At 69.1% G+C, this 24758-nt stretch carries 22 protein-coding genes; 15 read left to right on the top strand and 7 right to left on the bottom strand.

Annotation, left to right across the window (positions count from 1 at the left end):
- Positions 1-159: 159 nt before the first annotated feature.
- Positions 160-957, bottom strand: coding sequence for an SDR family NAD(P)-dependent oxidoreductase (locus tag ACZ5ZX_RS41230; protein WP_465507445.1), 798 nt, complete (start codon positions 955-957; stop codon positions 160-162).
- Between the two features lie 14 nt (positions 958-971).
- Positions 972-1691, bottom strand: coding sequence for an SDR family NAD(P)-dependent oxidoreductase (locus ACZ5ZX_RS41225; RefSeq protein WP_465507448.1), 720 nt, complete (start codon positions 1689-1691; stop codon positions 972-974).
- Between the two features lie 122 nt (positions 1692-1813).
- On the opposite strand from ACZ5ZX_RS41225, the gene ACZ5ZX_RS41220 reads away from it, so the two are divergent.
- Genes ACZ5ZX_RS41220 through ACZ5ZX_RS41205 form a run of 4 tightly spaced genes read left to right on the top strand, consistent with a single transcriptional unit; the run spans position 1814 to position 6748 of the window.
- A complete protein-coding gene (locus tag ACZ5ZX_RS41220) occupies positions 1814-3679 on the top strand; it encodes a primary-amine oxidase (RefSeq protein ID WP_465507444.1) in 1866 nt (621 codons plus the stop codon).
- Between the two features lie 10 nt (positions 3680-3689).
- Positions 3690-4481: a molybdenum cofactor biosynthesis F family protein gene (locus tag ACZ5ZX_RS41215; protein ID WP_465507443.1), complete on the top strand. Its 792-nt coding sequence runs from the start codon at positions 3690-3692 to the stop codon at positions 4479-4481.
- A 3-nt stretch (positions 4482-4484) separates the two neighbouring features.
- Positions 4485-6119: an amidohydrolase gene (locus ACZ5ZX_RS41210; RefSeq protein ID WP_465507442.1), complete on the top strand. Its 1635-nt coding sequence runs from the start codon at positions 4485-4487 to the stop codon at positions 6117-6119.
- A gap of 41 nt (positions 6120-6160) precedes the next feature.
- On the top strand, positions 6161-6748 hold the full coding sequence (locus ACZ5ZX_RS41205) for a TetR/AcrR family transcriptional regulator (RefSeq protein WP_465507441.1): 588 nt from the start codon (positions 6161-6163) through the stop codon (positions 6746-6748).
- 23 nt (positions 6749-6771) lie between these two features.
- Here ACZ5ZX_RS41205 and ACZ5ZX_RS41200 read toward each other — a convergent pair whose 3' ends face one another.
- Complete coding sequence (locus ACZ5ZX_RS41200; protein ID WP_465507440.1) at positions 6772-7707, bottom strand: alpha/beta hydrolase; 936 nt, start codon at positions 7705-7707, stop codon at positions 6772-6774.
- Positions 7704-8690, bottom strand: coding sequence for a methyltransferase (locus ACZ5ZX_RS41195; protein WP_465507439.1), 987 nt, complete (start codon positions 8688-8690; stop codon positions 7704-7706). The genes ACZ5ZX_RS41200 and ACZ5ZX_RS41195 overlap by 4 nt, the downstream gene beginning before the upstream one ends.
- Before the next feature lie 234 nt (positions 8691-8924).
- On the opposite strand from ACZ5ZX_RS41195, the gene ACZ5ZX_RS41190 reads away from it, so the two are divergent.
- The 5 genes from ACZ5ZX_RS41190 (at position 8925) to ACZ5ZX_RS41170 (ending at position 14849) form a co-directional block, all read left to right on the top strand.
- On the top strand, positions 8925-10685 hold the full coding sequence (locus ACZ5ZX_RS41190; RefSeq protein ID WP_465507438.1) for a dipeptide ABC transporter ATP-binding protein: 1761 nt from the start codon (positions 8925-8927) through the stop codon (positions 10683-10685).
- Entirely contained in the window at positions 10682-12262 is a 1581-nt protein-coding gene (locus ACZ5ZX_RS41185) for an ABC transporter substrate-binding protein (RefSeq protein ID WP_465507437.1), read from the top strand. The genes ACZ5ZX_RS41190 and ACZ5ZX_RS41185 overlap by 4 nt, the downstream gene beginning before the upstream one ends.
- Positions 12259-13203, top strand: a complete 945-nt coding sequence (locus ACZ5ZX_RS41180; protein WP_465507436.1) for an ABC transporter permease — start codon at positions 12259-12261, stop codon at positions 13201-13203. The genes ACZ5ZX_RS41185 and ACZ5ZX_RS41180 overlap by 4 nt, the downstream gene beginning before the upstream one ends.
- The gene (locus ACZ5ZX_RS41175; RefSeq protein ID WP_465507435.1) at positions 13200-14120 is read left to right on the top strand and encodes an ABC transporter permease; all 921 of its coding nucleotides are present in this window, start codon (positions 13200-13202) and stop codon (positions 14118-14120) included. The genes ACZ5ZX_RS41180 and ACZ5ZX_RS41175 overlap by 4 nt, the downstream gene beginning before the upstream one ends.
- Before the next feature lie 75 nt (positions 14121-14195).
- Complete coding sequence (locus ACZ5ZX_RS41170) at positions 14196-14849, top strand: alpha/beta fold hydrolase (RefSeq protein WP_465507447.1); 654 nt, start codon at positions 14196-14198, stop codon at positions 14847-14849.
- 85 nt (positions 14850-14934) lie between these two features.
- Here the strand turns inward: ACZ5ZX_RS41170 and ACZ5ZX_RS41165 are convergent, their stop codons facing one another.
- Positions 14935-15876 carry an aldo/keto reductase gene (locus ACZ5ZX_RS41165; RefSeq protein WP_465507434.1) on the bottom strand — a complete coding sequence of 314 codons (942 nt, stop codon included), beginning with the start codon at positions 15874-15876 and terminating at the stop codon, positions 14935-14937.
- A gap of 69 nt (positions 15877-15945) precedes the next feature.
- Here ACZ5ZX_RS41165 and ACZ5ZX_RS41160 point away from each other — a divergent pair, with 69 nt between their 5' ends.
- Positions 15946-16662, top strand: a complete 717-nt coding sequence (locus tag ACZ5ZX_RS41160) for an SDR family NAD(P)-dependent oxidoreductase (RefSeq protein ID WP_465507446.1) — start codon at positions 15946-15948, stop codon at positions 16660-16662.
- Here the strand turns inward: ACZ5ZX_RS41160 and ACZ5ZX_RS41155 are convergent.
- Positions 16579-17958, bottom strand: coding sequence for an amidohydrolase (locus ACZ5ZX_RS41155; RefSeq protein ID WP_465507433.1), 1380 nt, complete (start codon positions 17956-17958; stop codon positions 16579-16581). The genes ACZ5ZX_RS41160 and ACZ5ZX_RS41155 overlap by 84 nt on opposite strands.
- 50 nt (positions 17959-18008) lie before the next feature.
- On the opposite strand from ACZ5ZX_RS41155, the gene ACZ5ZX_RS41150 reads away from it, so the two are divergent.
- Genes ACZ5ZX_RS41150 through ACZ5ZX_RS41140 form a run of 3 tightly spaced genes read left to right on the top strand, consistent with a single transcriptional unit; the run spans position 18009 to position 21000 of the window.
- Complete coding sequence (locus ACZ5ZX_RS41150; RefSeq protein ID WP_465507432.1) at positions 18009-19112, top strand: zinc-binding dehydrogenase; 1104 nt, start codon at positions 18009-18011, stop codon at positions 19110-19112.
- Positions 19113-19120: 8 nt separating this feature from the next.
- A complete protein-coding gene (locus tag ACZ5ZX_RS41145; RefSeq protein WP_465507431.1) occupies positions 19121-20077 on the top strand; it encodes an aldo/keto reductase in 957 nt (318 codons plus the stop codon).
- Positions 20074-21000, top strand: a complete 927-nt coding sequence (locus ACZ5ZX_RS41140; protein ID WP_465507430.1) for an alpha/beta hydrolase — start codon at positions 20074-20076, stop codon at positions 20998-21000. The genes ACZ5ZX_RS41145 and ACZ5ZX_RS41140 overlap by 4 nt, the downstream gene beginning before the upstream one ends.
- Here the strand turns inward: ACZ5ZX_RS41140 and ACZ5ZX_RS41135 are convergent.
- Positions 20984-22429: a GMC family oxidoreductase gene (locus tag ACZ5ZX_RS41135; RefSeq protein WP_465507429.1), complete on the bottom strand. Its 1446-nt coding sequence runs from the start codon at positions 22427-22429 to the stop codon at positions 20984-20986. The two genes, ACZ5ZX_RS41140 and ACZ5ZX_RS41135, sit on opposite strands and share 17 nt — an antisense overlap.
- 138 nt (positions 22430-22567) lie before the next feature.
- Between ACZ5ZX_RS41135 and ACZ5ZX_RS41130 the strand changes: the two genes are divergently transcribed.
- A complete protein-coding gene (locus ACZ5ZX_RS41130) occupies positions 22568-24001 on the top strand; it encodes an aldehyde dehydrogenase family protein (RefSeq protein WP_465507428.1) in 1434 nt (477 codons plus the stop codon).
- Positions 23998-24669: a GntR family transcriptional regulator gene (locus ACZ5ZX_RS41125; RefSeq protein ID WP_465507427.1), complete on the top strand. Its 672-nt coding sequence runs from the start codon at positions 23998-24000 to the stop codon at positions 24667-24669. Before ACZ5ZX_RS41130 ends, ACZ5ZX_RS41125 begins: the two co-directional genes overlap by 4 nt.
- Positions 24670-24758 lie beyond the last annotated feature (89 nt).

Genomic DNA, 24758 nt, shown 5'->3' with positions numbered 1-24758 from the left:
CTGAGGCTCGTGATGGTCGTCCGGGGCGGGTGAGGGGAACTTTGAGGGACTCTGGGTCCCTCAAGGAGTCCTTCACGGCCCGGCCGTCACCGGACTCACCCGTCGTGAGCGGCGATTCGGGTTAGAACCCGAATCGCCACTCACGACCAGCCCGCGCAGCTAAGAACCCATTCCCGCCCGTTCGAAGGCCAGGGTCGGCAGGTCGACGGCGTGCGCGCCGCCGTCGGCCACGATCACCGCGCCGGTGATGTACGACGACTCCGAAGACCCCAGGAACCGCACGATCGACGCGATCTCCTCCGGTTCGGCGGGACGGCGCAACGGGACTTCGGCCGTGACCCGGCGGTAGCCCTCGTCGTGACCGCCGTCGAAGCCCGCCGCCTCGGCGAACTGGTCCATCTCGCCGTCCGCCATCGGTGTGCGCACCCATCCCGGGCAGACGGCGTTCGCGCGGACGCCCTTCGGCCCATAGTCGCGGGCGATCGAGCGGGTCAGGCCGATCAGCGCGTGCTTGGCGACGGTGTAGCCGGCGACGTTCGGCCCAGCGAACAGCCCGGCCAGCGACGACACGACGACCACCTGACCGCCGGTTTCGATCAGCGAGGGCAGTGTGGCCCGGCAGAACACGAAGGCGCTGGACAGATTCGACCGCAGCGCCAGTTCCCATTCCTCGTCGCCGGTGTCGACCACCGAAGACAGCCCGTGCCCGCCCGCGTTGGCCACCACGACGTCCAGCCTGCCGAACTTGCCGACGATCTCGGCCGCGGCGCTCTCGGCGGCTTCGCGTGCGCTGGCGTCACAGGTGATGACGTGCGCGCCCGTCTCGGCGGCCACCTTCTCCAGCGGCTCGCGGCGCCGTCCGAGCACCACCACCTGGGCGCCCTCGTCGGCGTACCGGCGGGCGACGGCCGCGCCGATGCCGGTACCGCCCCCTGTGATCGCGATGACCTTCTTCACTTGCGAAGTCCTTTCTAAGCGGGAAAACCAGAGCGGGCCGAGACACCGAAGTCGGCGAGCACCGCCTGGCCGTTGACCGTCCGCGAACGCGCGGACGCGAGATAGAGCACCTGGTCCGCGACGTCTTCAGGAGCCTGCACCGGGAACGCGGGATCGTCGAGCACCTCGCCGAGGTCACCGCGCGCCATCGGGGTGTCGACCACCGACGGGCATACGCAATTCACCCGGACACCGGGAAGGTCGACCGAGAGCGCCCTGGTCATCGCGACCACGGCGCCCTTCGACGCGCAATAGGGCACCATGCCGGGCGCGCTGGTGAAGGCCGAGTCGCTGGCCAGCAGGACGACCGAGCCTCGTGCCGCGGTGAGCCACGGCGCGGCGTGTTTGACCAGCAGGAACTGGCCGGTGACGTTGACCGCCATGAGCTCGGCGAAGTCGGCCGCCGACGTTTCGGTGACCGGGGTCCCCACCGGACCGGAGATCCCGGCGCAGCCGACGACGACGTCGAGGCCGCCGAACCGCTCGGCGACCGCGCCGACCGCGCCGGCCACCGAAGGCTCGTCGGTGACGTCGGCGTGGACCGCCAGCAGACCGTCGGCGAGGATGGGCACGGGTGCCCGGTCCAGTGCGCCGACCCGCGCGCCTTCGGCGAGGAAAGCCTGGACGCAGGCGAGGCCGATGCCGGACGCCGCGCCGGTCACCAGCACGGCCTTGCCCGCGAGATCCAGTCGCATGGCGCCATCCTCCGGTCCGGCCCGTTCGCGGGGGTTGGCCATCAGTGCATCCTTCTTGTCGGCGGCCGCATGACGGCGTCGCGCCCTTTCCTCGCGCCGGTGGACCGGCAAGACTGCGAAGTATGACCAGGCCGCATCCTTTGGACCCGCTGACCGCCGACGAGCTCACCGCAGGCCGCGCGATCCTGGCCGGCGAGGGCCTGCTCACCGAGACCACGAGGTTCCCGGCGGTACTGCCGGTGGAGCCGGACAAAGCCGACGCCGCGCCCGACCGCCGCGTCCAGTACACACTGCTGGACACCGCGACCGGCCTGGCGCGCGACGTGGTCGTTTCGCTGGCGAAACGCGAGATCGTCGCCGACGAACCCTGCGGCGACGGCCAGCCCGCGTACCTGTTCGAGGAGTACGACCTCGCCGCGTCGATCACCAAAGCGTCGCCCGAATGGCAGGCCGCGATGCGGCGGCGCGGACTCGGTGACCGGGTCGGGCAAGCGTTCTGCGCTCCACTGGCGCCGGGTTTCTTCGGCAGGCCCGACGAGACCGGACGGGTCATCCGCTCGCTGACCTTCCTGCGCGACGACGAAGCCGACAGCCCGTGGGCGCATCCGGTCGAGGGCCTGATCGTGCACATCGATCTGACCGAGCAGCGGGTGCTGCGGGTCGAAGACGAGGGCGACGTGCCCGTTCCGCCGGAACACGGCCGCTACGACGGCGTCCCGCCCCGTACCACGCTCAAGCCCATCGAGATCACCCAGCCCGAGGGCCCGAGCTTCACCGTCGACGGCAACGAGGTCACCTGGGAGGGCTGGCGGCTGCGTGTCGGTTTCAACGCCCGCGAAGGCCTGACGCTGCACCAGATCTCGTTTCAGGAGCGCTCGGTGCTCTACCGGGCTTCGGTGCCGGAAATGGTCGTGCCCTACGGCGACACCGCGCCCGGCCGGTTCTGGATCAGCTACTTCGACGCGGGTGAGTACCTGCTCGGCAAGAACGGCAACGATCTGCGGCTGGGCTGCGACTGCCTCGGCGTCATCCACTACTTCCCCGCCTTCGTCGCCGACGACCACGGCCACCCGGTCGAGATCCCCCGCGCGATCTGCCTGCACGAGGAGGACTACGGGATCCTCTGGAAGCACACCGATCTCGACGGCCGCGCCGAGGTCCGCCGCTCGCGGCGGCTGGTGATCTCGTCGATCTCCACCATCGGCAACTACGACTACGGCTTCTTCTGGTACTTCTACCTCGACGGCACCGTGGAACTGGAGGCGAAGGCCACCGGCATCGTCTTCGCCGGCGCCGCGCACTCCGGGACGAAACACCCGCACGCCAACGAGATCGCGCCCGGTCTGTTCGCGCCGGTGCACCAGCACCTGTTCTGCGCGCGGCTGGACGTGGCGATCGACGGCGAACGCAACTCGCTCGTCGAGATCGACGTCGAGGGCGTCCCGACCGGCGACCGGAACCCGTACGGGAACGCCTTCACCTGGAAGGAAACCCCGCTGCGGAGCGAATTGGAGGCGCGGCGGCACGCGGATCCGGCCAAGGCGCGGGTCTGGGAGATCCGCAGCGCCGAGCGGACCAACCGGCTCGGCGCCCCGACGGCGTACCAGCTGGTACCCCGGCCGTCCGCGACCCTGATGGCACAACCGGAATCGAGTGTCCACAAGCGAGCGACGTTCGCCACCCGGCACCTGTGGGCCACGCCGTACCGCGCCGGCGAACGCTTCCCGGCGGGCGACCGGCCGAACGCGCACCCCGGCGGGGCGGGCCTGCCTGCCTGGACCGCCGCCGACCGGGACCTCACCGACACCGACCTCGTGCTGTGGCACGTCTTCGGCCCCACCCACATCCCGCGTCCCGAGGACTGGCCGGTCATGCCGGTCGACTACTCGGGTTTCACCTTGCGTCCCTACGGCTTCCTGGACCGCAACCCGGCACTGGACCTGCCTTCCGGCGCCACCGACGAGCACTGTTCCGCCCACGAGCACTAGGACCCTCTTGATGCCTGAACTCACCCTGTCCGACACCTCCACCTGGCTGCCGCTGGACGGCCTGGCGCCAGGTTTCGACGCGAACAAGGCGCCCACGGTCGGCGATCTGCACGGCCGCACCTTCGAGCTCGCCTGCGAGGATGGCACCACGTTCACCGCGGCCTTCTCCGGCACCCGGATCGACTGGACCTATCACGGGTCCGGCACCGACCGCTGTGAGACCTTCCTGGTCGACGACGACCTGTATTACGTCCAGTTCCACCCGCAGGCGCGGCGGGAAGAGGCGGTCACCCTGCTGCTCGACGTGCGCCGCGGCCGCGCGCTCCTGGTGCTGAGCAAGATCGGCGACACCTCGCCCCGGGTCACGCAGACCTTCCTGGCCGCCACCATCGGCGGTATCGAGCCCAGCGGCGAGTCGCTCGCACCCACGACCTCGCTGGTCGGCCGCCGGGTGCTGTGGGTGTACAGCACCGCGCACGCCTACGAGCACGTGTACCTCAGCCCGCACTGGTACACCTGGCAATGCCTTGCCGGACCGGAAAAGGGGCTCGCGGACACCGACGAGAACTCGGTCTACGAACTGCGGCCTGGCATCTACGTCTTCGCCTGGCGGGAGAAGGTGATCCCGTGCGCGTCGGTGACCGTCGCGGACCACCGCGACGCGAAGCGACTGCGCTCGCACGGTGTCCTTTTCGGACTGGACGCCTCCGGGACCACCCCGACCCACTTCACCTTCGGCGCGCACGGCAAGCTCCTGAGCACCACCGTGCACCCCGAGGCGTACGACCCGGCCGGGAGCTGAGCCTTGACCGCCGACCTCATCCTCACCAACGCCACGGTGTACACAGTGGACGGTGTCCGGCCCTGGGCGTCGTCACTGGCGATCAAGGACGGCCGCGTGCTGTCGCTGGAGGACATCGAACGCGGGCCGACCACCGAGATCGTCGATCTCGAAGGCGCGTTCGTGATGCCAGGACTGGTCGACGTGCACAACCACCACGCCCTCGCCGGCCGCTCGGCACTGTTCGAGCTGAACTTCGGCGTGGACGCGGGCTTCGAGGACATTCTCGCGGCGGTCCGCTCGCGTGCCGCGGGACTGGGGCCCGGCGAATGGGTGGTCGGCGGGGCCTGGGCGTCCACTTTGGTCAGTACCCTGTCGCGGTCTTCCGCCAGGCACGCGCTCGACGAGGCGGCGGGCGGCCGTCCGGTCATGCTCTCGGACGACAGCAGGCACAACCGCTGGGTGAGCAGCCGGGCCTTGGAGCTGGCGGGCATCACCACCGCGACACCCGATCCGGCGGGTGGGGAGATCGTCCGCGAACCGTCGACCGGTGAACCTGCCGGTGTCCTGCTCGAAGCCGCCGGAGTCGCGGTTGAGCGAGCGCTCAGCGAGACACGGACGCTCACCGAAGAGCAGCACGCGGCGGCGTCGCGGCACGGGATCGGCACGCTGCACTCGTACGGGGTCACCGCCTTCCAGGACGCCGGAGTCTCCTCGGACATCCTGCGGGCACTGAAGTCCCTCGACGACGCGGGCGAACTGCACGCGTGGGTCGTGTCGTCGCTGCTGATCAACGACCCGATCTTCGGCTTCGACCCGATCGGAGCGCCTCTGCTGGAGGCCGCCAAGCAATACCGGAGCGAGCACCACCGGCCGGACTTCGTGAAGATCTTCCTCGACGGTGTCCCGCCGACGCGCACGGCCGCCTTCCTGGAGCCGTACCTGCCGGACGACGTGCACGGCGCCTGTCATCACGGGGCCACCACCATGCCCGGCGACGAACTCGTGGGCTGGCTGCGCACCGCGGCCGAGGCCGGGCTTTCGGCCAAGGTCCACTGCACCGGCGACGCGTCGGTGCGCGCGACCCTGGACGCAGTCGAAAAGGTACGGGCCGAAGGCTTCACCGAAGCGCGCTTCCAGGTCGCGCACGGCCAGTTCGTGCACCCGGACGACCTCCCGCGCTTCGCCGCACTGGGCGTCGCCGCGGACATCTCGCCGTTCCTGTGGGTCCCCGGCGTCATCCCGGCGGCCATCGCGGAGGTCCTGCCCGGCGAGCGGGCGGGGCGGATGCAGCCGAACCGGTCGCTGCTGGACGAGGGCGCACTGGTCGCGGGCGGTTCGGACTGGCCGGTCAGCGAGTCGCCGAACGCGTGGGAAGGCATCCACGGCCTCGTCACCCGGCAGGACCCGACCGGCACGTTCCCCGGCGCGCTGTGGCCGGAGCAGGCGATCACCCTGGCCGAGGCGATCGAGGTCTTCACCCTCTCCGCCGCCCGCGCGATGGGCGTCGACGACGTCACCGGTTCGCTGGTCCCCGGAAAGTCGGCGGATTTCGTCGTAGTGGACCGGGATCCGTTCCAGACCGACCCGTCGTCGCTCGTCAAGACGAACGTGACGCAAACGTGGTTCGCCGGGCACCGCGTGTATCAGCGGGACTGATCTCCTACACTGGTAGAAGAACCAGTGCGGGAGGTCTGCCGATGCCGAAGATCATCGACCACGACGAGCGGCGAAGTCATATCGTCGACGTCACCTGGGAACTGATCACCCAGGGCGGGATCGAGGCCGCCACCATGCGCGAGATCGCGGCCGCCGCCGGCTTCGCCAACGGGGCGCTGAAGCTGTACTTCCCGAGCAAGGAAGACATCATCCAGGCCACCTACGAGCGCGCGCTCGGCATGATGCGCGAATACGTCGAGCTGGACGGGCTGCGCGGACTGGTCGCGCTCCGCGAGCTGTGCGTCTCGTCGATGCCGATCGACGAGGACCGCATCGCCGCGGGGCGCGTCCTGCTCACCTTCTGGCAGCTTTCGCTGACCAACCCGAAACTGCAGGACAAGTACCTCGAGCACATCCGCTCGTGGCGCGGGCTGCTGCACCGGTATCTCGCCGAGGGCCGCGAGGACGGCGACATCGTCACCGAGACCCCCGACGAGCAGCTGGTCGACGAGGTCGTGCTGATCAACGCCGGGGCGAACGTGATGAGCCTGGTCGCCGGGGAGTTCTCGACCATCGCCTTGCAGCGGCAGCACCTTGAGTCCTTCTTCGAGCGCCTGACCCGCCCCTGACTCCCCCTCAATAAATGCGGGAGTCAGGGCGCGGGGGTGAAGACCCGGGTCAGGAAGCTCGCCACGTGCCGGTGGGAGCGCGGCGAGGCCGGAAGATCCGTGTAGAGGCCATAGAAGCCGTGGATCTGGCCCGAGTACCGCGTCATCTCCACCCGCGTCCCGGCATCGGCCAGCCGCCGCGCGAACTCCTCGCCCTCGTCTCGCAGGACGTCGTACTCGGCCGTCAGCACGAGCGCCGGCGGGAGCCTCGTCAAATCGGAGGCCCGCAGCGGCAGCAGATACGGGTCGTTCAGCTGTGCCGGGTCCGACACGTACTGATCGAAGAAGAACCGCATCGCCCCGGCTGTCATACCGAACCCCTCGGCGAAGTCCGCATAGGACCGGAAACCGTCGTCCGGGTGACCGTAGACCGGGCAGATCAGCACCTGCGCGGCCAACGGCGGCCCACCCCGGTCGCGGGACATCATCGAGACCACCGTGGACAGATTGCCACCGGCGCTCTCCCCGCCGATCGCGATCCGGCGCGGGTCCACCGACGCTCCCGCACCGCCCGCGGCAAGCCATTCGACGACGGCGTAGCAGTCGTCCGGCGCAGCCGGGAACGGATGTTCGGGCGCGAGCCGGTAGTCCACCGCGACGACGGCGACCTTCGCCGCGTTGCACACCGCCCGCGAGGCGACCTCGTTCTCGTCGATCGAGCCGATCGTCCATCCGCCACCGTGGATCCACACGAAAGCCGGCACCGGTGAGGCGACGTCGGGCAGATAGATCCGCACGCGCACACCGGAGGGCAGGACGTGGTCGGTGACCGAGGCGACCTCTTCGACCGTTTCGGGACGTCGCCACGAGGCGGCGAAAGCGGCTCGCAATTCCGCGGCCGTCGGCGGCGTGGCCGGCGCTTCGGGCGTGACGCTGCGGGCGAGCAGTTCCTTGACGGCGGGATCGAGGGTCACGATCACACCGCTTCCGCGACGAGCACGCGCGGGCTGCCCGGCAGCGTGAGCCGGTCGGTCACCCGCCAGCCCGCCTCGCTCAGCCAGTCCCGGACCTCGGCCTCCGGGTAGACGACCGTCCCGTCGATCACCAGGTACTCCCCCGCGTGCAGCGCGTCGATCGGCCGCTGGACCGCGTCGTCGTCGAGGAAGAAGTCGAGCAGCAGCAGCGTCGCGCCCGGCGCAGCGGCCGCGCGGGCGTTGCGCAGGATCTCGGCGTTCTGGCCCGCGTCGAAGCGGTGGACGACGTGGTTGACCATCACCAGGTCGAACGCGCCTTCGGGCCGTGCGGCAGGCGTCTCCGCGCCGATGACGGCGGCGCGGTCCGCGAATCCCGCCTCGGCCACCGCGGTGGTGACCGATTCGGTGAAGCCCGGGTCGAAGACGAACGTCGTGTGCAGACCGTCGTTGGTCTTCATGGCTTCGACCGCGAACGCGCTGGAGAGCCCGCCGAGGTCCAGAAGCTTCCGGTGCGGGCCGAAATCGAACGCGTCGGCCAGCATCTTGGCGTGCAGGGCGTTATACGTCATGACGCCCGCCATGAACGTGCCCCAGCGCGCGTCGTCCATCTCCAGTTTCCCGGGCTCGCCACTGTCGGCGGTGTGGCCGAAGTGCAGCCAATGCGGGTAACTGATCGAGTCCAGGAACGTCAGGAACGGGGCCAGGTCGAGGTCTCCGCCGCCGAGGTACTCCGCCGTGTCGGCGGTCAGTGCGTACCGTCCGTCCACACGGGACAACAGTCCGAGCGATGACATGGCGTCACCGAGGATTCGGACGATCTTCGCCGGCTTGCCGGTCTTCCCCGCCAGTTCCGCCACCGTCAGCGGCCCGTCGGCCAGCGCGGTGAACAGGCCGATCCGGCTCGCCGCGAAGAGTTGCTTGGCCGCCATGTAGCCCACGGCGATGTCCACGATCCGCTCGGGACCGGCAGTCTTGGTCGACCCGCTCACGGGTGCCCTCCTTAGCTCGTTTCCGCCGAGAGTCTACAGGCGTAGACAAAAGAATCCAGTGCGAGTTTTCGCCCACTGCCAGGGAAAACCGGTCGGATATCAACTTCCTACATTCGTAGAATATACCCATTGACAGCCAACTCCCCCAGTGTCAACATGCGTAGAACTACCCCCGCCGGAGGCCCGCTCCCCGGCAGTGCGGTCCGCTTCGGGCGGGCTCGGGAAAGGGGATTCATGACCCTGCTCGAATTACGGAAACTGACCGTCGGCGTGATCGCCGACGAGACCGAACGCGAACTTGTCCGCGAACTCTCGTTCGACCTCGACCAAGGCCGGACACTCTGCGTGGTCGGCGAATCCGGCAGCGGTAAAACGGTGACGGCCTTGTCGATCATCCGGTTGCTGGAGTTCGTCGCGCCGGCGTTCACCCGCGGTGAGATCGCCGTCGACGGCGTGGACGTCACGCGGCTTTCCGCCGACGAGATGCGCGCCTACCGCGGCCCGCGGATCGGCATGATCTTCCAGGAGGCCTTGGATTCCCTCAACCCGAGTCAGCGGGTCGGCAAACAGCTGATCGAGGCCTACCGGAAGCCCGGCTCCCTGCCGCGTCAGGCCGCCCGCAAGGGAACGGCGCTGCACCGCGAGGCGGAGGCGAAGGCACGGGGACTGCTGAAAGAGGTCGGCCTCACCGACACCGACCGGGTGCTTTCGCTGTACCCGCACCAGATGTCGGGCGGGATGCAGCAGCGGGTGATGATCGCGCTCGCCCTGATGGCCGATCCCGGTCTGCTGATCGCCGACGAGCCGACCACCGCCTTGGACGTGACCACGCAGGCCGAGATCCTCACCCTGTTCGATCGCGTCCGCCGCGACCACGGCACCGCGTGTGTCTTCATCACCCACGACATGGGCGTCGCCGCGCAGGTGGCCGACCGGATCGCGGTGATGTACCGCGGCGAACTGGTCGAGCTCGGGTCCAAAGAGGACATTCTGTACAAGCCGAAGCATCCCTACACCAAGGCGTTGCTCGACTGCGTGCCGAAACTCGGGGTGAGCAGACGCGACGGCTTCCCCACCATCTCCGAAGCACTGCTCGAAGCCGCGATGAACGGTGAATCGGCGGTCGCGACCGAAACCAGGACGCTGAGCCGTACCACCCGGGACGACGAAGGCGAAGGCACCGCGCTCGTCATCGACTCGGTGTCCAAAGTGTACGGACGGCGCGGCCGGTTCTCACTGAACCGCGAACCCGAGGTGCACGCGGTCAAGGACGTCTCACTGGAGATCGCGCCCGGTGAGTTCTTCGGCCTGGTCGGGGAATCCGGTTCGGGCAAGACCACGCTGGGCCGTCTGGTGAGCGCGCTCGAACCGCCCACCGGGGGCAGCATCACCTTCGGCGAGCACCGGTGCACCCCGTCCGGTCTCGACGGCGACGAACGCGCGTTCCGCCGCCGCGCGCAACTCATCTTCCAGGACCCGCAAAGCTCGCTCGATCCCCGGCACACCGCCGCCCGGATCATCGCCGAACCGCTGCGCGAGCTGACCGGTCTCCGCGGCGGCGAACTGGATCGCCGGGTCACCGAACTGATCGACGAGGTCGGTCTCCCGTCCGGCACCGCGAAGAAACTGCCGTCGCAACTGTCCGGCGGACAACGCCAGCGCGTCTCGATCGCCCGCGCCATCGCCGCCGAACCCGACCTCATCGTCGCCGACGAGCCCACCTCCGCGCTCGACGTCTCGGTGCAGGGCCAGGTGATGAACCTGCTGCTCGACCTGCGGCGCACCCGCGCGCTCAGCTTCCTGTTCATCACGCACAACCTCAGCCTGGTGCTCTCGGTCGCCGACCGCGTCGGCGTGATGTACCGGGGCGAGCTGATCGAAATCGGCGACCCGGACCGGATCCGGCTCCACCCCCGGCACGAGTACACCCGCCGCCTGCTCGCGGCGAACCCCGAACTGCCCGTCCACCCCCACCCTGGAGTGCGGAACCCATGAGACGAACCCTCACCCCGGCCGCGCTCGGCGTGGCGACCGTCCTGCTGCTCAGCTCCTGTATGGGAGGGCAAGCGGGCGGGGGCGCCGCCGACGGGCCACCGGTCCGCGGTGGCAACCTCGACGTCGCCGTGCCGACGGATCCGCAGTCCCTCGACATGGTCGCGAACCCCGGCCAGGTGACCGCGCATATCGGCAACATGATGTACGAGAAACTGTTCGAAGTGGACCGCGGTTTCACCGCCCGGCCGATGCTGGTCGAGGACTACACCACCAGCCCGGACAGGCTCACCTACACCTTCAAGCTGCGCCAGGGCGTCACCTTCCACGACGGCAACCCGCTGACCTCCGAGGACGTCGTGGCGAGCCTGAAGCGCTGGCAGCAGGTCCACCGCACCGGCCAGCTGGTCACCCCGGACATCGAGGCGATCACCCCGGCCGATCCGGCGACGGTGACCGTCAAGCTCAAACAGCCGCGCTATCCGCTGATCAACGAACTCGCCGGGGCGGGCACCGAGATCTACGAGGCGAAGAACCTCACCGGTGTCCCGCCGACCGGGTTCGGCCAGGACAAGGCCGTCGGGACCGGGCCGTACAAGCTCAAGAGCTGGGACATCGGCCGCGAACTGGTGCTGGAGCGGTACTCCGGTTACAAGTCCCGGTCCGAAGAGGACTGGGGCGGGCAGGCGGGTGCCAAGCACGCGTATCTCGACACCGTGACCTACAAGGTGGTCTCCGATCAGGACGCGCTGATCAACGGCCTGCAGACCGGGCAGTGGGACCACATCATGCCCACCAACGACCAGTACGAGACATTGCGCGCCAACCCGGCCGTCGTGGTGCACAATCTCCCCGGCGGCAACGAGAACGTCGTCATCCCGAACTTCAACACCGGTTCGAAGTTCGCCGATCCGCGCGCCCGCGAGGCGCTGAACCTGCTGCTGGACAAGCCCGCGATCAACGCGGCCACCGGGGGCAGCAAGGACCTCACCCTCGAGACCGGCGCCTTCGCCTCCCCGGACAACAAGCAGTTCTATTCCACCGCGGGCGAGGACGTCTACAAGAAGCACGATCCGGTGAAGGCCAAGCAACTGCTCGCCGAGGCCGGGATCCCGGCCGGCGCGACCATCCGCATCGTGACCACCAATTCCTATCCCGAGTTCGGCAAATGGGCCGTGCTCATCCAGGACGGCCTGTCGAAGATCGGCATCAACACCAAGATCGACACCTTCGACTTCGCCACCATGCTCGGCACCCTGACCAAGGAGCCGGGCGGCTGGGACATCACCACCCTGTTCTTCGATTCGGCGCTGACCTCGCCCGCGCAGATGCCCGCGCTCACCCTGGGCACGCTGAACGGATCGTCCTCACCCGAGCTGGACGCGCTCATGGCCGACTACAACGCGTCGACGACACCCGAGCAGGCCAAGACGGTGGTGGACAAGATGCAGGCGTTCACCTGGAAGCAGCTGTCCGTCATCACGCTGAGCCAGTCCAAGCTGTACGCGGCCTACTCCCCCAAGCTCAAGGGCTACGGCGACTTCTACCGCGTCTTCTGGAACGCTTGGCTGGCGTCATGACCGGTCTGCTGCTGCGCAGGCTGCGCGATCTGCTGATCATCCTGGTGATCGTCGGGACGATGATGTTCTTCGTCATCCGGCTCATCCCCGGTGATCCGGCGCAGGCCATCCTCGGCCCGACCGCGCGTCCGTCCGATGTGGACGCGCTGCGGGAGAGCATGGGGCTGAACGGGACGCTGTGGGAGCAGTACCTCGGCTGGGCCGGGAACGTGCTGCGCGGCGATTTCGGCACGTCGATCACCTACCACGCGCCGGTGCTCGGCGTGGTCGCCGACCACATCCTGCCGACGCTGACGCTGGCCGTGCTGTCCACCGTGATCAGCTTCTTCCTCTCGGTCGCGATCACCTCCTGGCAGGCGGTCGCGCCACGCAATCCGGTGGCGCGGGCACTGGACCGGTTCTCCGCGCTGGGCATGGCGATGCCGGACTTCTGGATCTCGCTGATGCTCGTGCTGGTGTTCTCGGTGACGCTGCGCTGGTTCCCGTCCAGCGGCTACGAGAACCTGTTCACCGATCCGGCGACGGCGGTGCCCGCGCTGGTGCTGCCGTTGACCGTGCTGGTCATCGGGCAGACCGCGTTGTTCGTGCTCACCCTGCGTGAAAGCCTGCTCGGCGAGCTGCCGCTGGCGTATCTGCGCACCGCACGGGTCAAGGGGCTCTCGGAGCGGCAGGTGATGACCGGACACGTCCTGCCGAACGCGCTGATGCCGCTGATCACCCAGCTGGGGAGCAACTTCGCCATGCTGGTCGGCGGGATCGTGATCATCGAGTCGATCTTCGTCGTACCCGGGCTCGGTCATCTGCTGATGGGCGCGGTGTCCACTCGCGACTTCCCGTTGATCCAGGGTGTGACCCTGTTCGTCGCGGTGCTGTTCGTACTGGTCAACCTGCTGGTGGACCTGTCGTACGCTCTGCTCGACCCGAAGGTGCGTGTCTCGTGAGCGTGGTTCTGGCCGAAACGACACCGTCGGTGCGGGAAGCGCCGTCGGCCGGTCGCGTGTCCAGGCTGTTCCGGCGTAACCGGATGCTGGTCATCACCGCCGCGCTACTGGCACTGATCGTCCTGGTCGTGCTCGTGCTGCCGCTCTTCCTCCCTAGTGTCAGCGCGACCGACCCGGTCAACCGGCTGTTGCCGCCGTCGGCCGCGCATCCCCTCGGCACGGACTCGTTCGGCCGCGACGTACTCGCCAGGCTGGTCTCCGGCGGGAGGGCGTCGCTCGGGTTGTCCGCGTTGATCACCGTGTGCGCGGCCTTCACCGGTCTGGTGATCGGGCTGATCAGCGGGTTCTTCCGGGCGGCGGACGCGGTGCTGATGCGGCTGATGGACGCGTGGATGTCGTTCCCCGCGATCATCCTCGCGATGGCGCTGGCGATCTCGCTCGGTGCGAGCATCTGGACCGAACTGATCGCGCTGACGGTCATCTTCACGCCGTTCACCGCCCGCGTCATCCGTAGCCGGGTGCTCGGTATCGCCGGCCGGGCCTATATCGGCGCGGCGCGGGTCTCCGGGATGAGCAAGGGGAAGATCCTCGTCGTGCACGTGTTCCCGAACGTGCTGCCGCTGGCTCTCGTGCAGGTGGTGATCCTGTCCGCGGCGGCGATGCTGGTCGACGGCGCGATGAGCTTCCTCGGTCTCGGCATCGCACCCCCGACCCCGACCTGGGGCAACATGATCGCCGAGGGCCGGTCGTATCTGGTCCAGGCGCCGTGGCTGGTGATCGCGCCCGGCGTGGCGATCATGGCGTGCGTGTTCCTGCTGAACCTCATCGGCTCGTCGCTGCGGATCGCCGTCGACGCCCGCGCGCGGACGTTGAGCGAACTGCAGCGCCTGCGCACCCGCCGCCCCTCCGGCAGTTGAGAAAGGATCCCTGTGTCCGCCACTACTTCCCTGGCCGTGCGCCGCTTCACCCCTTCGACCTCTTCAGGTCCACCCGTGCTGCTGGTGCACGGCTTCGCCTCCGACGGGCACACCGACTGGATCACCACGGGGTGGCCCGCCGCGCTCACCGCCGCGGGCCGCGAGGTGCTCGTGCCCGATCTGCCCGCTCACGGCTCCAGCCCCGCTTTCCCGGGTTCACTGGGCGCCGCCGCGATCATCACGGAACTGACGCGGCTCGTTTCGGATCTGTCCGAAGTGGACGTCGTCGGGTATTCGCTCGGCGCGCGGCTGTCCTGGGAACTGCCCGCGAGGGCCCCGGTCCGGCGGCTCGTGCTGGCCGGGGTGAGCCCGTCCGAGCCGTTCGGCGCGGTCGACGTCGCGGCCGCGCTGGCGTTCGCCGAGGGCGGCAAGGCGCCGTCGGATCCGCTGACGGGCATGATCGCGCACATGATCACCGCGCCGGGGCGTAATCCGGCCGCGCTCGCCCGGTGTATCGAGGATCTGCGCGCTGAGCCGTTCGCCCCGGTTTCGGGCGCTGTCACGGTGCCGACGCGGTTCGTGGCGGGTGCGGAGGATCCGGTGAGCCAGGGCATCGAGACGCTCGTGGAACTGGTGCCGGGGGCGGATCTCGTGCGGGTGCCCGGGGATCACGGCGGGGCTCTGCGGAGCCCGGAGTTCAAGGCGGCCGTGCTGGAGTTCCTCGGCTGAGATTTCGCCCCGGCGCGCGCTATGAAAGGACCTTTCCTTGCAAATTTTGCAAGGAAAGGTCCTTTCATAGCGCACCCGAGGACGGTCAGAGGGTTCCATCGGCCGCGACAGCACGATCCAGCCAGAGATCCTCCAGAGCCGCCCGAACCTCCGCGCCGTATTCGGAGGCCAGCCGTACCGCGCCCAAGTTGTCCTCTAATTGCGCAAGGCGGCTCACCCCGAACAACACGTTCGCCACCGGCTCATAGGCGAGGCAGAACGCCACAGCCAACTGCGAAGAACTCACCCCGAACTCCCCGGCCACGGCAGCGACGCGTGAGGTGGCGTCACGGATCGACTCCCGGATACCGCCGGGATCCGCGCCGATCTTCCGCGCCGGGGTCTTGCCGAGCAGCACGCCGCCCTCGAACACGTCCGACGCCTGCAAGGTCAACCTCCCTGCCGCGAAATGCGCGCCGTAAAAGGGACCTTCGGCCATGGACCGGCGGGCGACGCTGTACTTCAGCTGGGCGAAACTCGGCGCAGGAAGCCCCTCGGCAGAAGCGAAGTCCAGTGCCCGGCCGAGATCCGAAGCATGCCAGTTGTTCACGCCCCACACGTCGAACCGCCCGAGCCGGATCTGCTCGGCCACCTCGGTGACGATCCGCGGGATGTCCGGCCGTTCGAAATAGTCGCCGACGACGACCGCTTCCGCGCGATCGACGCCGATCCGGTCGAAGGAGGTCGCGAGCTGCTCGGCGAAACCGGTGTCCGGGTAGTTCCAGAGCCAGAGTTTCCCGCACAGCTGATACTCGTCGCGCGTGACTCCGGCGGCTCGGACGGCCTCGCCGAAAAGGACGTCCGTGCGTGACTGTTCGGAATGCGGCCCCATGTTGTAGTGGGCCACGTCGAACAGGGTGACGCGGGCGTCGATCGCGTGCCGGATCAAGTGCACCGCGTCATCGAAGTCCATGCGATCCCAGGTGTTCCACGAGCCGAGGCCGAGCGCCGAAGTGGCGAACCCCAGTCCATTCTGTTTCTCGTGCACGAGATTTCCTTTCGCTGGCAACGGAAACCAGTTTTAGTCTACGATCGTAGAATGAACAAGAGACTTGTCATGGTGACCGGCGGCGCCAGCGGTATCGGCCGCGGCGTCGCCGAAGCGTTCCAGTCCGCGGGCGACCGGGTGGTCATCGCCGACGTCGACGCGCGCGCGGCCCACGATCTGGCGGGCGAACTCGGCGCGGAGCACGTCGAGCTCGACATCTCCGACCCCGGCTCGGTCGAGGCCGCGCTGACGCTCGTCACGGGCCGGTTCGGCCCGGTGGAGGTCCTGGTCAACAACGCCGGTCTCGCGGGAGGCGGCGGCCCCTTGGTGGGACTGGACATCGGCGTCTTCGATCTGTGCATGCGGGTGAACTTCCGCGGCACCTTCCTGATGACCAGGGCGGTCGGCGCTCATATGCTCGAAGCGGGTACCCGTGGCGCGATCGTCAACATCACCTCCATCGGCGCCCGGCAGCCGACTCCGGGGCTCGGCCACTACGAAGCCACCAAGGCCGCGGTCGAGGCGCTGACGCGTTCGGCCGCGCTCGAACTCGCGCCGCACGGCATCCGGGTCAACGCCGTCGCGCCCGGTCCGGTGCTCACCCCGATGACCGCCGGTTTCGCTTCCGACACCGCGGCCCGCGCGGCGTGGGAAGCGAGGATTCCCTTGGGGACCATCGCTTCCGTCGCCGACGTGGTGCCGTCAGTCCTGTTCCTCGCCTCCGCCGACGCCGGCCATCTCACCGGGGTGAGCCTGCAGGTCGACGGCGGGCAGCTGCTCACCTGAGTACACGACGCGGCCGCCGGACACGGTGAGTTCGACATCGACGTCCGGCAGGTCCGCGAACGCGACTTCGAGCGGATTCGCCGCCAGCACGCAGAAGTCGGCGACGCGGCCCATGGTCAGAGACCCCTTCCACGACGCCGCCCCGTCCTGTTCGGCGGCCGCGACCGTGTAGCAGCGCAGCAGCCTGGCCATCAGCGCGGCGTCCACTTCGGACACTTCCAGCAGCCGGGCCGCCGCCGCGATGTGCACCCGCCAGTCCGGGGTGACCACCGGCGCGTCACTGCTCAAGGTCAGCGGGACACCCGAAGCCAGCATCTCCGCCAGCGGCCAAGCTCGGGCACCGACCTCGCCGCCCAGCGCGTCCGAAAGCATTCCCCGCGTCGCCACCGCGATCGCGGGCTGAGTGGTCAGGCCGATCCCCGCCGCGGCCATCCACGCCAGCTGCTCCGTGGTCACCAGGTCGCCGTGGACGAGATGATCGCCTCGGCGCAGCGACGCGAGGGCTGCTTCGATACCGCGGTCCCCCGTGGCGTGCACCGCGACCACCATTCCGGCGTCGTGGGCGAGCCTGATCATCGCGGCGAGGTTGCCCGCGCGATCCGGGTCGTCGTCACCGTCGACGAGCAGCGAACCGTGTGAACCGTCGGCGTAGCAATGATTCGTCCACGCGGACCGCATCGGCGGGATACCGTCGGCAAAGATCTTCACCCCGGGCACGGTGAGCCACGACGGATCCGCCGCCGGGATCGGCGTCGCGAGTCCACGCTCGAAATCCGCGAGGGAACTGGCGCCGTCGAGCAGGCCGAACAGCCGCAGCGCGGTCACCCTCGCTCGCAGCAGACCTTCCGCGGCCAGCGCGGCGTATTCCTCCAGCACCTCGGCGCCGAAACAGCCCGTCTCCCCCGGCCCCAGACCTGGCTCGGTGTAGCTGGTGATGCCGAGTGACGCGCACAGCTCGCCCGCGCGCAGGATGGCGGCCCGCCGTTCGCGTGCGGTGCGCACCGTTTTCACCTCGCCTCCGGAGAATCCCGCAGCGCCGATGAGCGTGTCGGGCCATCGGGCGCCGAGCCAGGTCGCGTGGAGGTGGGAATCGTTGATACCGGGCAAAACGGTTCTGCCCGCCAGGTCGATCACTTCGGTTTCCGGGCCGATGTGATCCAACGCGACATCGCCGACGGCGACGATCCGGCCGTCGCGCACCGCCATCGCCCGCACGACGGTGTCCGCCGGGTCGAAGGTGAGGATCGGACCGCCGCGGACCACGAGCGAGGCGGGGCGAATACGGTGCGACGGCATGGTTTCCTCCAGGATCTGGACTTTTTCTCCTACGACTGTAGACTAAAAAGATGGTCAACAGAACCGAAGCGGCGGTGCTCACCGAACACGGGTCCGCGCTCACCCTGCGGGAACTGCCGCTGCCGGAGGAACCGGAACCGGGCGCCGCGCTGGTCCGGATCACCTGCACCACCCTGTGCGGCACCGACGTCCATCTCTGGTCGGGGCAGATGACCTTCCCCGGCATGCTTCCGATGGTGCTGGGGCACGAAATGGTCGGTGAGGTGGTGGCCGTCGGGCCGGGTACCACCGACACCCTCGGCCGCGAGATCGCCGAAGGTGACCGCATCGGCTGGTCCGAGTCCATCTGCGGAAAGTGTTACGGCTGCACGATCTTGCGTGAACCCGTCGCCTGCGAGAACCGCGGCTACGGGTTCCTCCAGCGCTCCGACGTCTTTCCTTACGCCACCGGCGGTCTCGTGCGGTACTGCTATGTGACCCCTGGCGCGGCCAAGCTGCTGCTGCCGGACGACCTCAAGGACACCTGGGCCTCGATGTCGGGCTGCGCGGGCAAAACCGTTCTGCGGGCGGTCGCGCGCTCCGGCGGGATCCGTCCCGGTGCGACGGTCGTGGTCCAGGGCGCCGGCGCGCTCGGCGTGTTCGCCACCGCCGTCGCGCGGATCTGCGGCGCGGGCGACGTGATCACCATCGGCGGACCCACCGACCGGCTCAAGACCGCCGAGCGTTTCGGTGCGACAGCGACGATCCCGGTCGAGGGCAGCGCCGAAGACCGCATCGAACGGGTCAAGCAACTCACCGGCGGCCGCGGCGCGGACCACGTCTTCGACTTCGCGGGCGGCCTCACCATCGGCGAGGAAGCGGTGGCCTTCGCCGCGCAGCGCGGCACGATCGCGATCGTCGGTTCCACCGGTCCCGTGCCCTCCCCCGTGGCGCTGGGCACCGTGATGGGCAAGGAACTCACGGTCGTCGGATCCCTCAACGGCGACATCGCCGACTACCACCGTTCGGTGGAGTTCTTCCGCACCTTCGCCGGCCGGATGCCCTGGGACGAACTGTTCAGCGCACCCGTCGGGCTTTCCGAGGCTTCGAAGTGCGTCGAGTCGATGTCGCGGCTCGGCGAACTCAAAGCCGTCATCGATCCCCGTCTTCCTTAGGAGACCTCATGTCGATCCCCCAACGCCGCATCGGCCGGGACGGCCCGCTCACCGGCGTGCTCTCGCTCGGTTCCTGGCACACCTACGACCGGATGGACTTCCGTGAGGCGGTGCACCTCGTCCGCACCGCGGTCGATTCCGGGATCACGCTCTTCGACGTCGGCGTCTACGGTTTCCCCGGCAGCACACCGGTTTTCACCGACGTGCTGTTCTCCGCGATGGTCCGCGCGGCCGGGCTCGACCGGGACGACTACCTGCTCTCGGCCAAGCTCTGGCTGGAGGGCTACCCGGAGCAGAGCCTCCGTGACCAGCTGGACAACGCCTTGTTCCGCGCGGGCGTCGAGCACGCCGATCTGGTGGTGCTGGGCGATCTCCGTCGTGACGACACCGACCTGCACCAGCTGGTCCTGGACCTGGACGAACTCCGCCGGGCCGGACTCATCCGGCAGTGGGGCGTGAACAACTGGTCCGCCACCACCATCCGGGCCCTGTATGACTTCGCGGCGGCGGAGAACGTGCCCGGACCGGCCATCGCGCAACTGAAGTACAGCGTCGCGCGACGGTCCATTCCGGACGGTGAGCCGTTCGGGAAGGTATTCGGCGAGCTAGGGGTGACACTGCAGTCCTCGGACATCTTCGAGGGCGGGATCCTGCTGGGCAAGAACAGCGGTGCGCGCCAGGTCGGCCGCGACCCCGGCGACATCCGCGAGCGCATCGCCGCTTCCGCCCCGGAACTCGCGAAGCTCGCGACCGAACTCGGTGCGACGGCGGCGCAGCTGTGCCTGGCCTTCACCCTCACCCATCCGGCCAACACGACCACGCTCTTCGGCGCGACCAGTACCGAGCAGCTCAAGGACAATCTCGGCGCGGTCGACCTCGTCGAGCGGGTGGGCGCGGAGAAGCTGCGCGAACTCGTCGAGCCGTACTGGGCGGACCGGGGCGCCGTCGATCCGGAGGGACCGTGACGGCGTTCGATCCCGAACTCGCCGCGGCCCTCGAAGGCCTGCCGTCCGGACCGCCGCTCAGTGCCGAGTCGCTGGCGAGTGTCCGCGAGGCGCTGGCCGACGGGAATCCGACGTGCGCCGAGGCGGTCGGCGATCGGGACCTCGTCTGGGAAGACCGCGCCGTGCCCGGTACCGAGGTCGTCGTCACCGTGCTCAAACCCCGGCGGCTCGAACGGGGCGCGCCGGGGTTCTACAACATCCACGGTGGCGGAATGGTGCTGGACAACCGGTTCGCCGACCTGCCCAGGATGGTCGCGCTCGTCGAGGAGTTCGGCTTCGTCGCGGTGACCGTGGACTACCGGCTGGCCCCCGAACATCCGCATCCGGCACCGCTCGAAGATTGCTACGCGGGATTGGCCTGGATGGCCGGGAACGCCGGTGAACTCGGTTTCGATCCGGCGAAGCTGATCGTCGGGGGCGGCAGTGCGGGTGGCGGACTCAGCGCGGGAATCGCTTTGCTGGCCAGGGATCGCGGTGGCCCGGCCTTGGCCGGTCAGCTGCTGCTCTGCCCGATGATCGACAGCCGCAACGATTCCGCGTCCACAATGGAATTCGCCCGACGCGGTGTCTGGGGGCGGGAAGCCAACGAGTTCGGCTGGCGATCGCTCCTGAATGGACAGGCCTCGCCCTACGCGGTCCCAGCCACCGCGGAGGATCTCACCGGGCTTCCGCCCGCGTTCATCGAGGTCGGCGCGGCCGAGATCTTCCGCGACGAGGACGTCGATTACGCGCGGCGCCTCTGGCGCGCTGGCGTGCCCACCGAACTGCACGTCTGGGCGGGCGCGTACCACGGTTTCGACCGGATCGCGCCGGACAGCGAGGTGACCCGGGCCGCGCTCGCCGCCCGGGCCTCCTGGCTGCGCCGCACTATCGGCCGAGCATGAACCTGGCGGCCTGCTCGCCGACCAGCACCGCCGGCGCGTTGGTGTTGCCCGTGGTCACCCGCGGCAGCACCGACGCGTCGGCGACCCGGAGTCCTTCGAGCCCGTGCACGGCGAGTTCCGGGTCGACCACCGAGTCCTCGTCGGTTCCCATCCGGCAGGTCCCGACCTGGTGGTGATAGGTGATGGCGGTCCGGCGGACGTAGTCACGGACATCGGTGCCCGGCCCTGGATACAGCTCGCGGGCGCCCCAGTCGTCGGCCAGCGCGGGCGCCCGGCCGATCACCCGGCACTGCTCCACCGACGCGACCAGGCTCTCGAAGTCGGCCGGGTCTTCCAGTGCGGCGAGGTCGATGAGCGGTTCGTCGAGCGGGCTCGGCCCCGAGAGCCGCAGGCTGCCCCGGCTGCGCGGCGTGACCATGCCCGCCATCAGCGAGAACCCGGTCTCCGGGCCGGTCATCCACGATTCGTACATCGGCACGCTGAAATGGATCGGCTGGGTGTCGGGTACGGCGAGACCGGGACGGCTGCGCCAGAACAGGTGGGTCTGGGTCACCGAGCGGCCGGGCGCGGGCGGCTCGACCTGACGGCGGTCGGTCGCGAAGATGACCGGAGAGAGCAGGTGGTCGTGCAGGTTCTTCCCGACACCCGGCAGATCCGCGACGACGTCGATACCGTGGGCGGCCAGTTCGTCCGCCGGGCCGACGCCGCTGCGCAACAGGATCGCCGGTGAGGCCAGCGCGCCCGCGGCGAGCACGACCTCGTCGGCGAAGACCTTGCGCAGTTCGCCGTCGACCTCGGCCAGGACCCCGGTCACCTTGCCGCCCTCGAACAGCAACCGATGCACGAGCGCTCCCGTGTGGACGGTCATCCGGCCGGCGGCGGGCAGCCCGTAGGCGAGCCAGGTGTTGAGTCGTTTCCCGTCGCGCGTGGTGACACGCTGCACCGACACGCCGTCGAGTTCGTCGCCGTTGTAGTCGGGGTTGAACGGCAGGCCGATCTGCACGGCGGCATCCACAATGGACTGCTGGATCGGGTGGAGCGGCTCGTTCGGCACGACGTCGAGCAGGTCCTTCTCGATCCGCTCGAACACCGGGCGCACGTCGTCCCACCGCCAGCCGGGCAGGTCCCAGCCGTCGTAGTCGGCGGGCGCGCCCCGCACCCAGATCATCGCGTTGAGCGAATGCGACCCACCGAGCACCTTGCCGCGCGGCAGGTGGAGCCGGCGGTTCGCCGCGTGCGGCTGCGGCACGGTGTAGTAGTCCCAGTCCTCCGGGCCGTGCCACAGCTCGCCCGCGCGTGAAGGATCGTGGATGGCCGGGTTGGTGTCCGGGCCGCCCGCTTCGAGCAGGGTGACCCACGCCCCGGAGTCGGCCAGTCTCCTGGCGACCACCGAACCCGCCGAACCCGCTCCCACCACGATGACGTCCATGTCCCCCACCCTCGCAAGCCGGGACGCCGTCCGGCGGATTCGGTTCGCTGGCCGACAATCGGCGTGCCCTGGCGGGCAAGACCGGGACGCCCGTGGCGCCCGATACTCGATCACATCAAGGTCGAGGAGGAGCTAGCCATGGCCACAAGCCTGTTCATCGACGGAGGGTGGACCGCCGCCGGAGGCGGATCCCTGCCGACGTACGATCCGGCCACCGGCCAGGTGATCGAGGAGGTCGGCACCGCGTCGGCCGCCGACGTCGACGCCGCCGTCGGTGCCGCTCGGAAGGCACTGAGCGACCCCGCGTGGGCGGGGCTGCTCCCGGTCCAGCGGGCCGCGCTGCTGTTCAAACTGGCGGCGCTGGTCGACGAGCACCACGAGGAACTGGCCGCGCTCGAGACGCGCGACCAAGGGCAGCCGATCGGCATCTCCCGCCAGGTCAGCGTCACCGGCGCGGCCGAGCATCTGCGGTACTTCGCGGGCTGGGTGACCAAGATCCAGGGCACCACCAACCCGGTGTCCTTCCCGGACACGCTGCACTACACCCGCCGCGAGCCGGTCGGGGTGAACGCGCTGATCACGCCATGGAACTTCCCGCTGATGATCCTGGTGTGGAAACTCGCGCCCGCACTGGCCACCGGCAACACCGTGGTGATCAAGCCCAGCGAGGTCACGCCGCTGACCAGCATCCGGCTGGTGGAACTGGTGCACGAGGCCGGGTTCCCGCCGGGTGTGGTCAACCTGGTCACCGGCGACGGCGCGGTGGGCGCGCTGCTGAGCGGGCACCACGACGTCGACCACCTGTCCTACACCGGGTCGACCGCGGTCGGGAAGCTGATCACGGCGGCCAGTGCGGAGTCGAACCTGAAACGGCTCACTCTCGAACTCGGCGGCAAGGCACCCAGCATCATCGCCTCGGACGCCGACATCGACGCCGCCGTCGCGGGCAACCTCGCGGGCGCGACGCTGAACAGCGGACAGGTCTGTGCGGCGTACACCCGGTTCTTCGTGGACCGGAAGCGCGAACAGGAGTTCGTCGCGAAACTGGCCGCCGGGCTCGAAGGCCTCAAGCTCGGGCCCGGCCTGGACGAGTCCACCCAGCTCGGGCCGCTGGTCTCGGCGAAGCACCGCGAGCACGTGGACTTCCTCGTCTCGACCGGCCGCGAGCAGGGCGCGGACCTGGTGACCGGCGGCAAGGTCGTCGATCGCGACGGCTACTTCTACTCGCCGACGCTGTTCGCCGGCGTCGCCGACGACATGACGATCATGCGCGAGGAGATCTTCGGCCCGGTCCTCGCCGTCACCGCCTACGACGATCCGGACGAACTGCTGGCGCGGGCGAACGACACCGAGTACGGCCTCGCGGCGACCGTGTGGACCCGCGACCTCGGTGTCGCGCACCGGTTCGCCAACGGCATCCGGGCGGGCGCCGTCTTCGTCAACATGCCGCCGATCCCCGACATGGCCGCGCCGTGGGGCGGCTACAAGGCGTCGGGGTGGGGCCGCGAGATGGGCCCGTGGGCGATCGACGCGTACACCGAGACCAAATCCGTCTGGCTGCACTACTCGTGACCGCGGGCGACGCGGTGAACGGGACCGCGAAGAGCAAGTCGCAGATCGCCTACCACTGGCTCAAGGCGCGGATCGACGACGGCACCTTCTCCCCCGGCTACCGCCTCGTGTTCGGGCAGATCGCGCAGGAACTCGGCATCAGCACGGTGCCCGTGCGCGAAGCGGTCCGGCGGCTGGAGGCCGAAGGGCTGGTGACCTACGAGCACAACATCGGCGCGCAGGTCGCGATGGCCGACGAGAGCGACTACCAGCACACCATGCAGACGCTCGCCCTGGTCGAGGGCTACGCAGCGGCGTTGGCGGCGCCGTCCCTGCCCGGCGCGGCACTCGAAGAGGCCAAGGGACTCAACGCGGAACTGACCGCCTGCCTGGACAATTTCGAGCCGTCGCGGTTCACCGCGCTCAACCGCGACTTCCACCGCGTCCTGTTCGGCACCTGCCCCAACCCCCAGGTGCTCGACCTGGTCAACCGCGGCTGGAACCGGCTGGCCGGACTGCGCACGTCGACGTTCAGCTTCGTCCCCGGACGCGCGCACGAATCCGTGCGGGAGCACCGGAAGATCCTCGACCTGTTCGACAGGAGGGCGCCTGCCGGGGAGATCGAACTGGCCGTGCGGGAGCACCGGCTGACGACGCTGGAGACGTTCCTCGCCTGGCGGTCCTCGTGAGTGGCGATTCGGGTTAGAGCGAACCCTCTCTTAGGTACCTACTCGTGTCCTGCGGACTTGCTGGCGTGAGGTGCATGATGGCCCCCTTC

The organism is Amycolatopsis sp. NPDC033938 (assembly GCF_055575975.1).
Note: the sequence above shows the minus strand (reverse complement) of the source record. Positions and strands in the feature narration are given on the sequence as shown.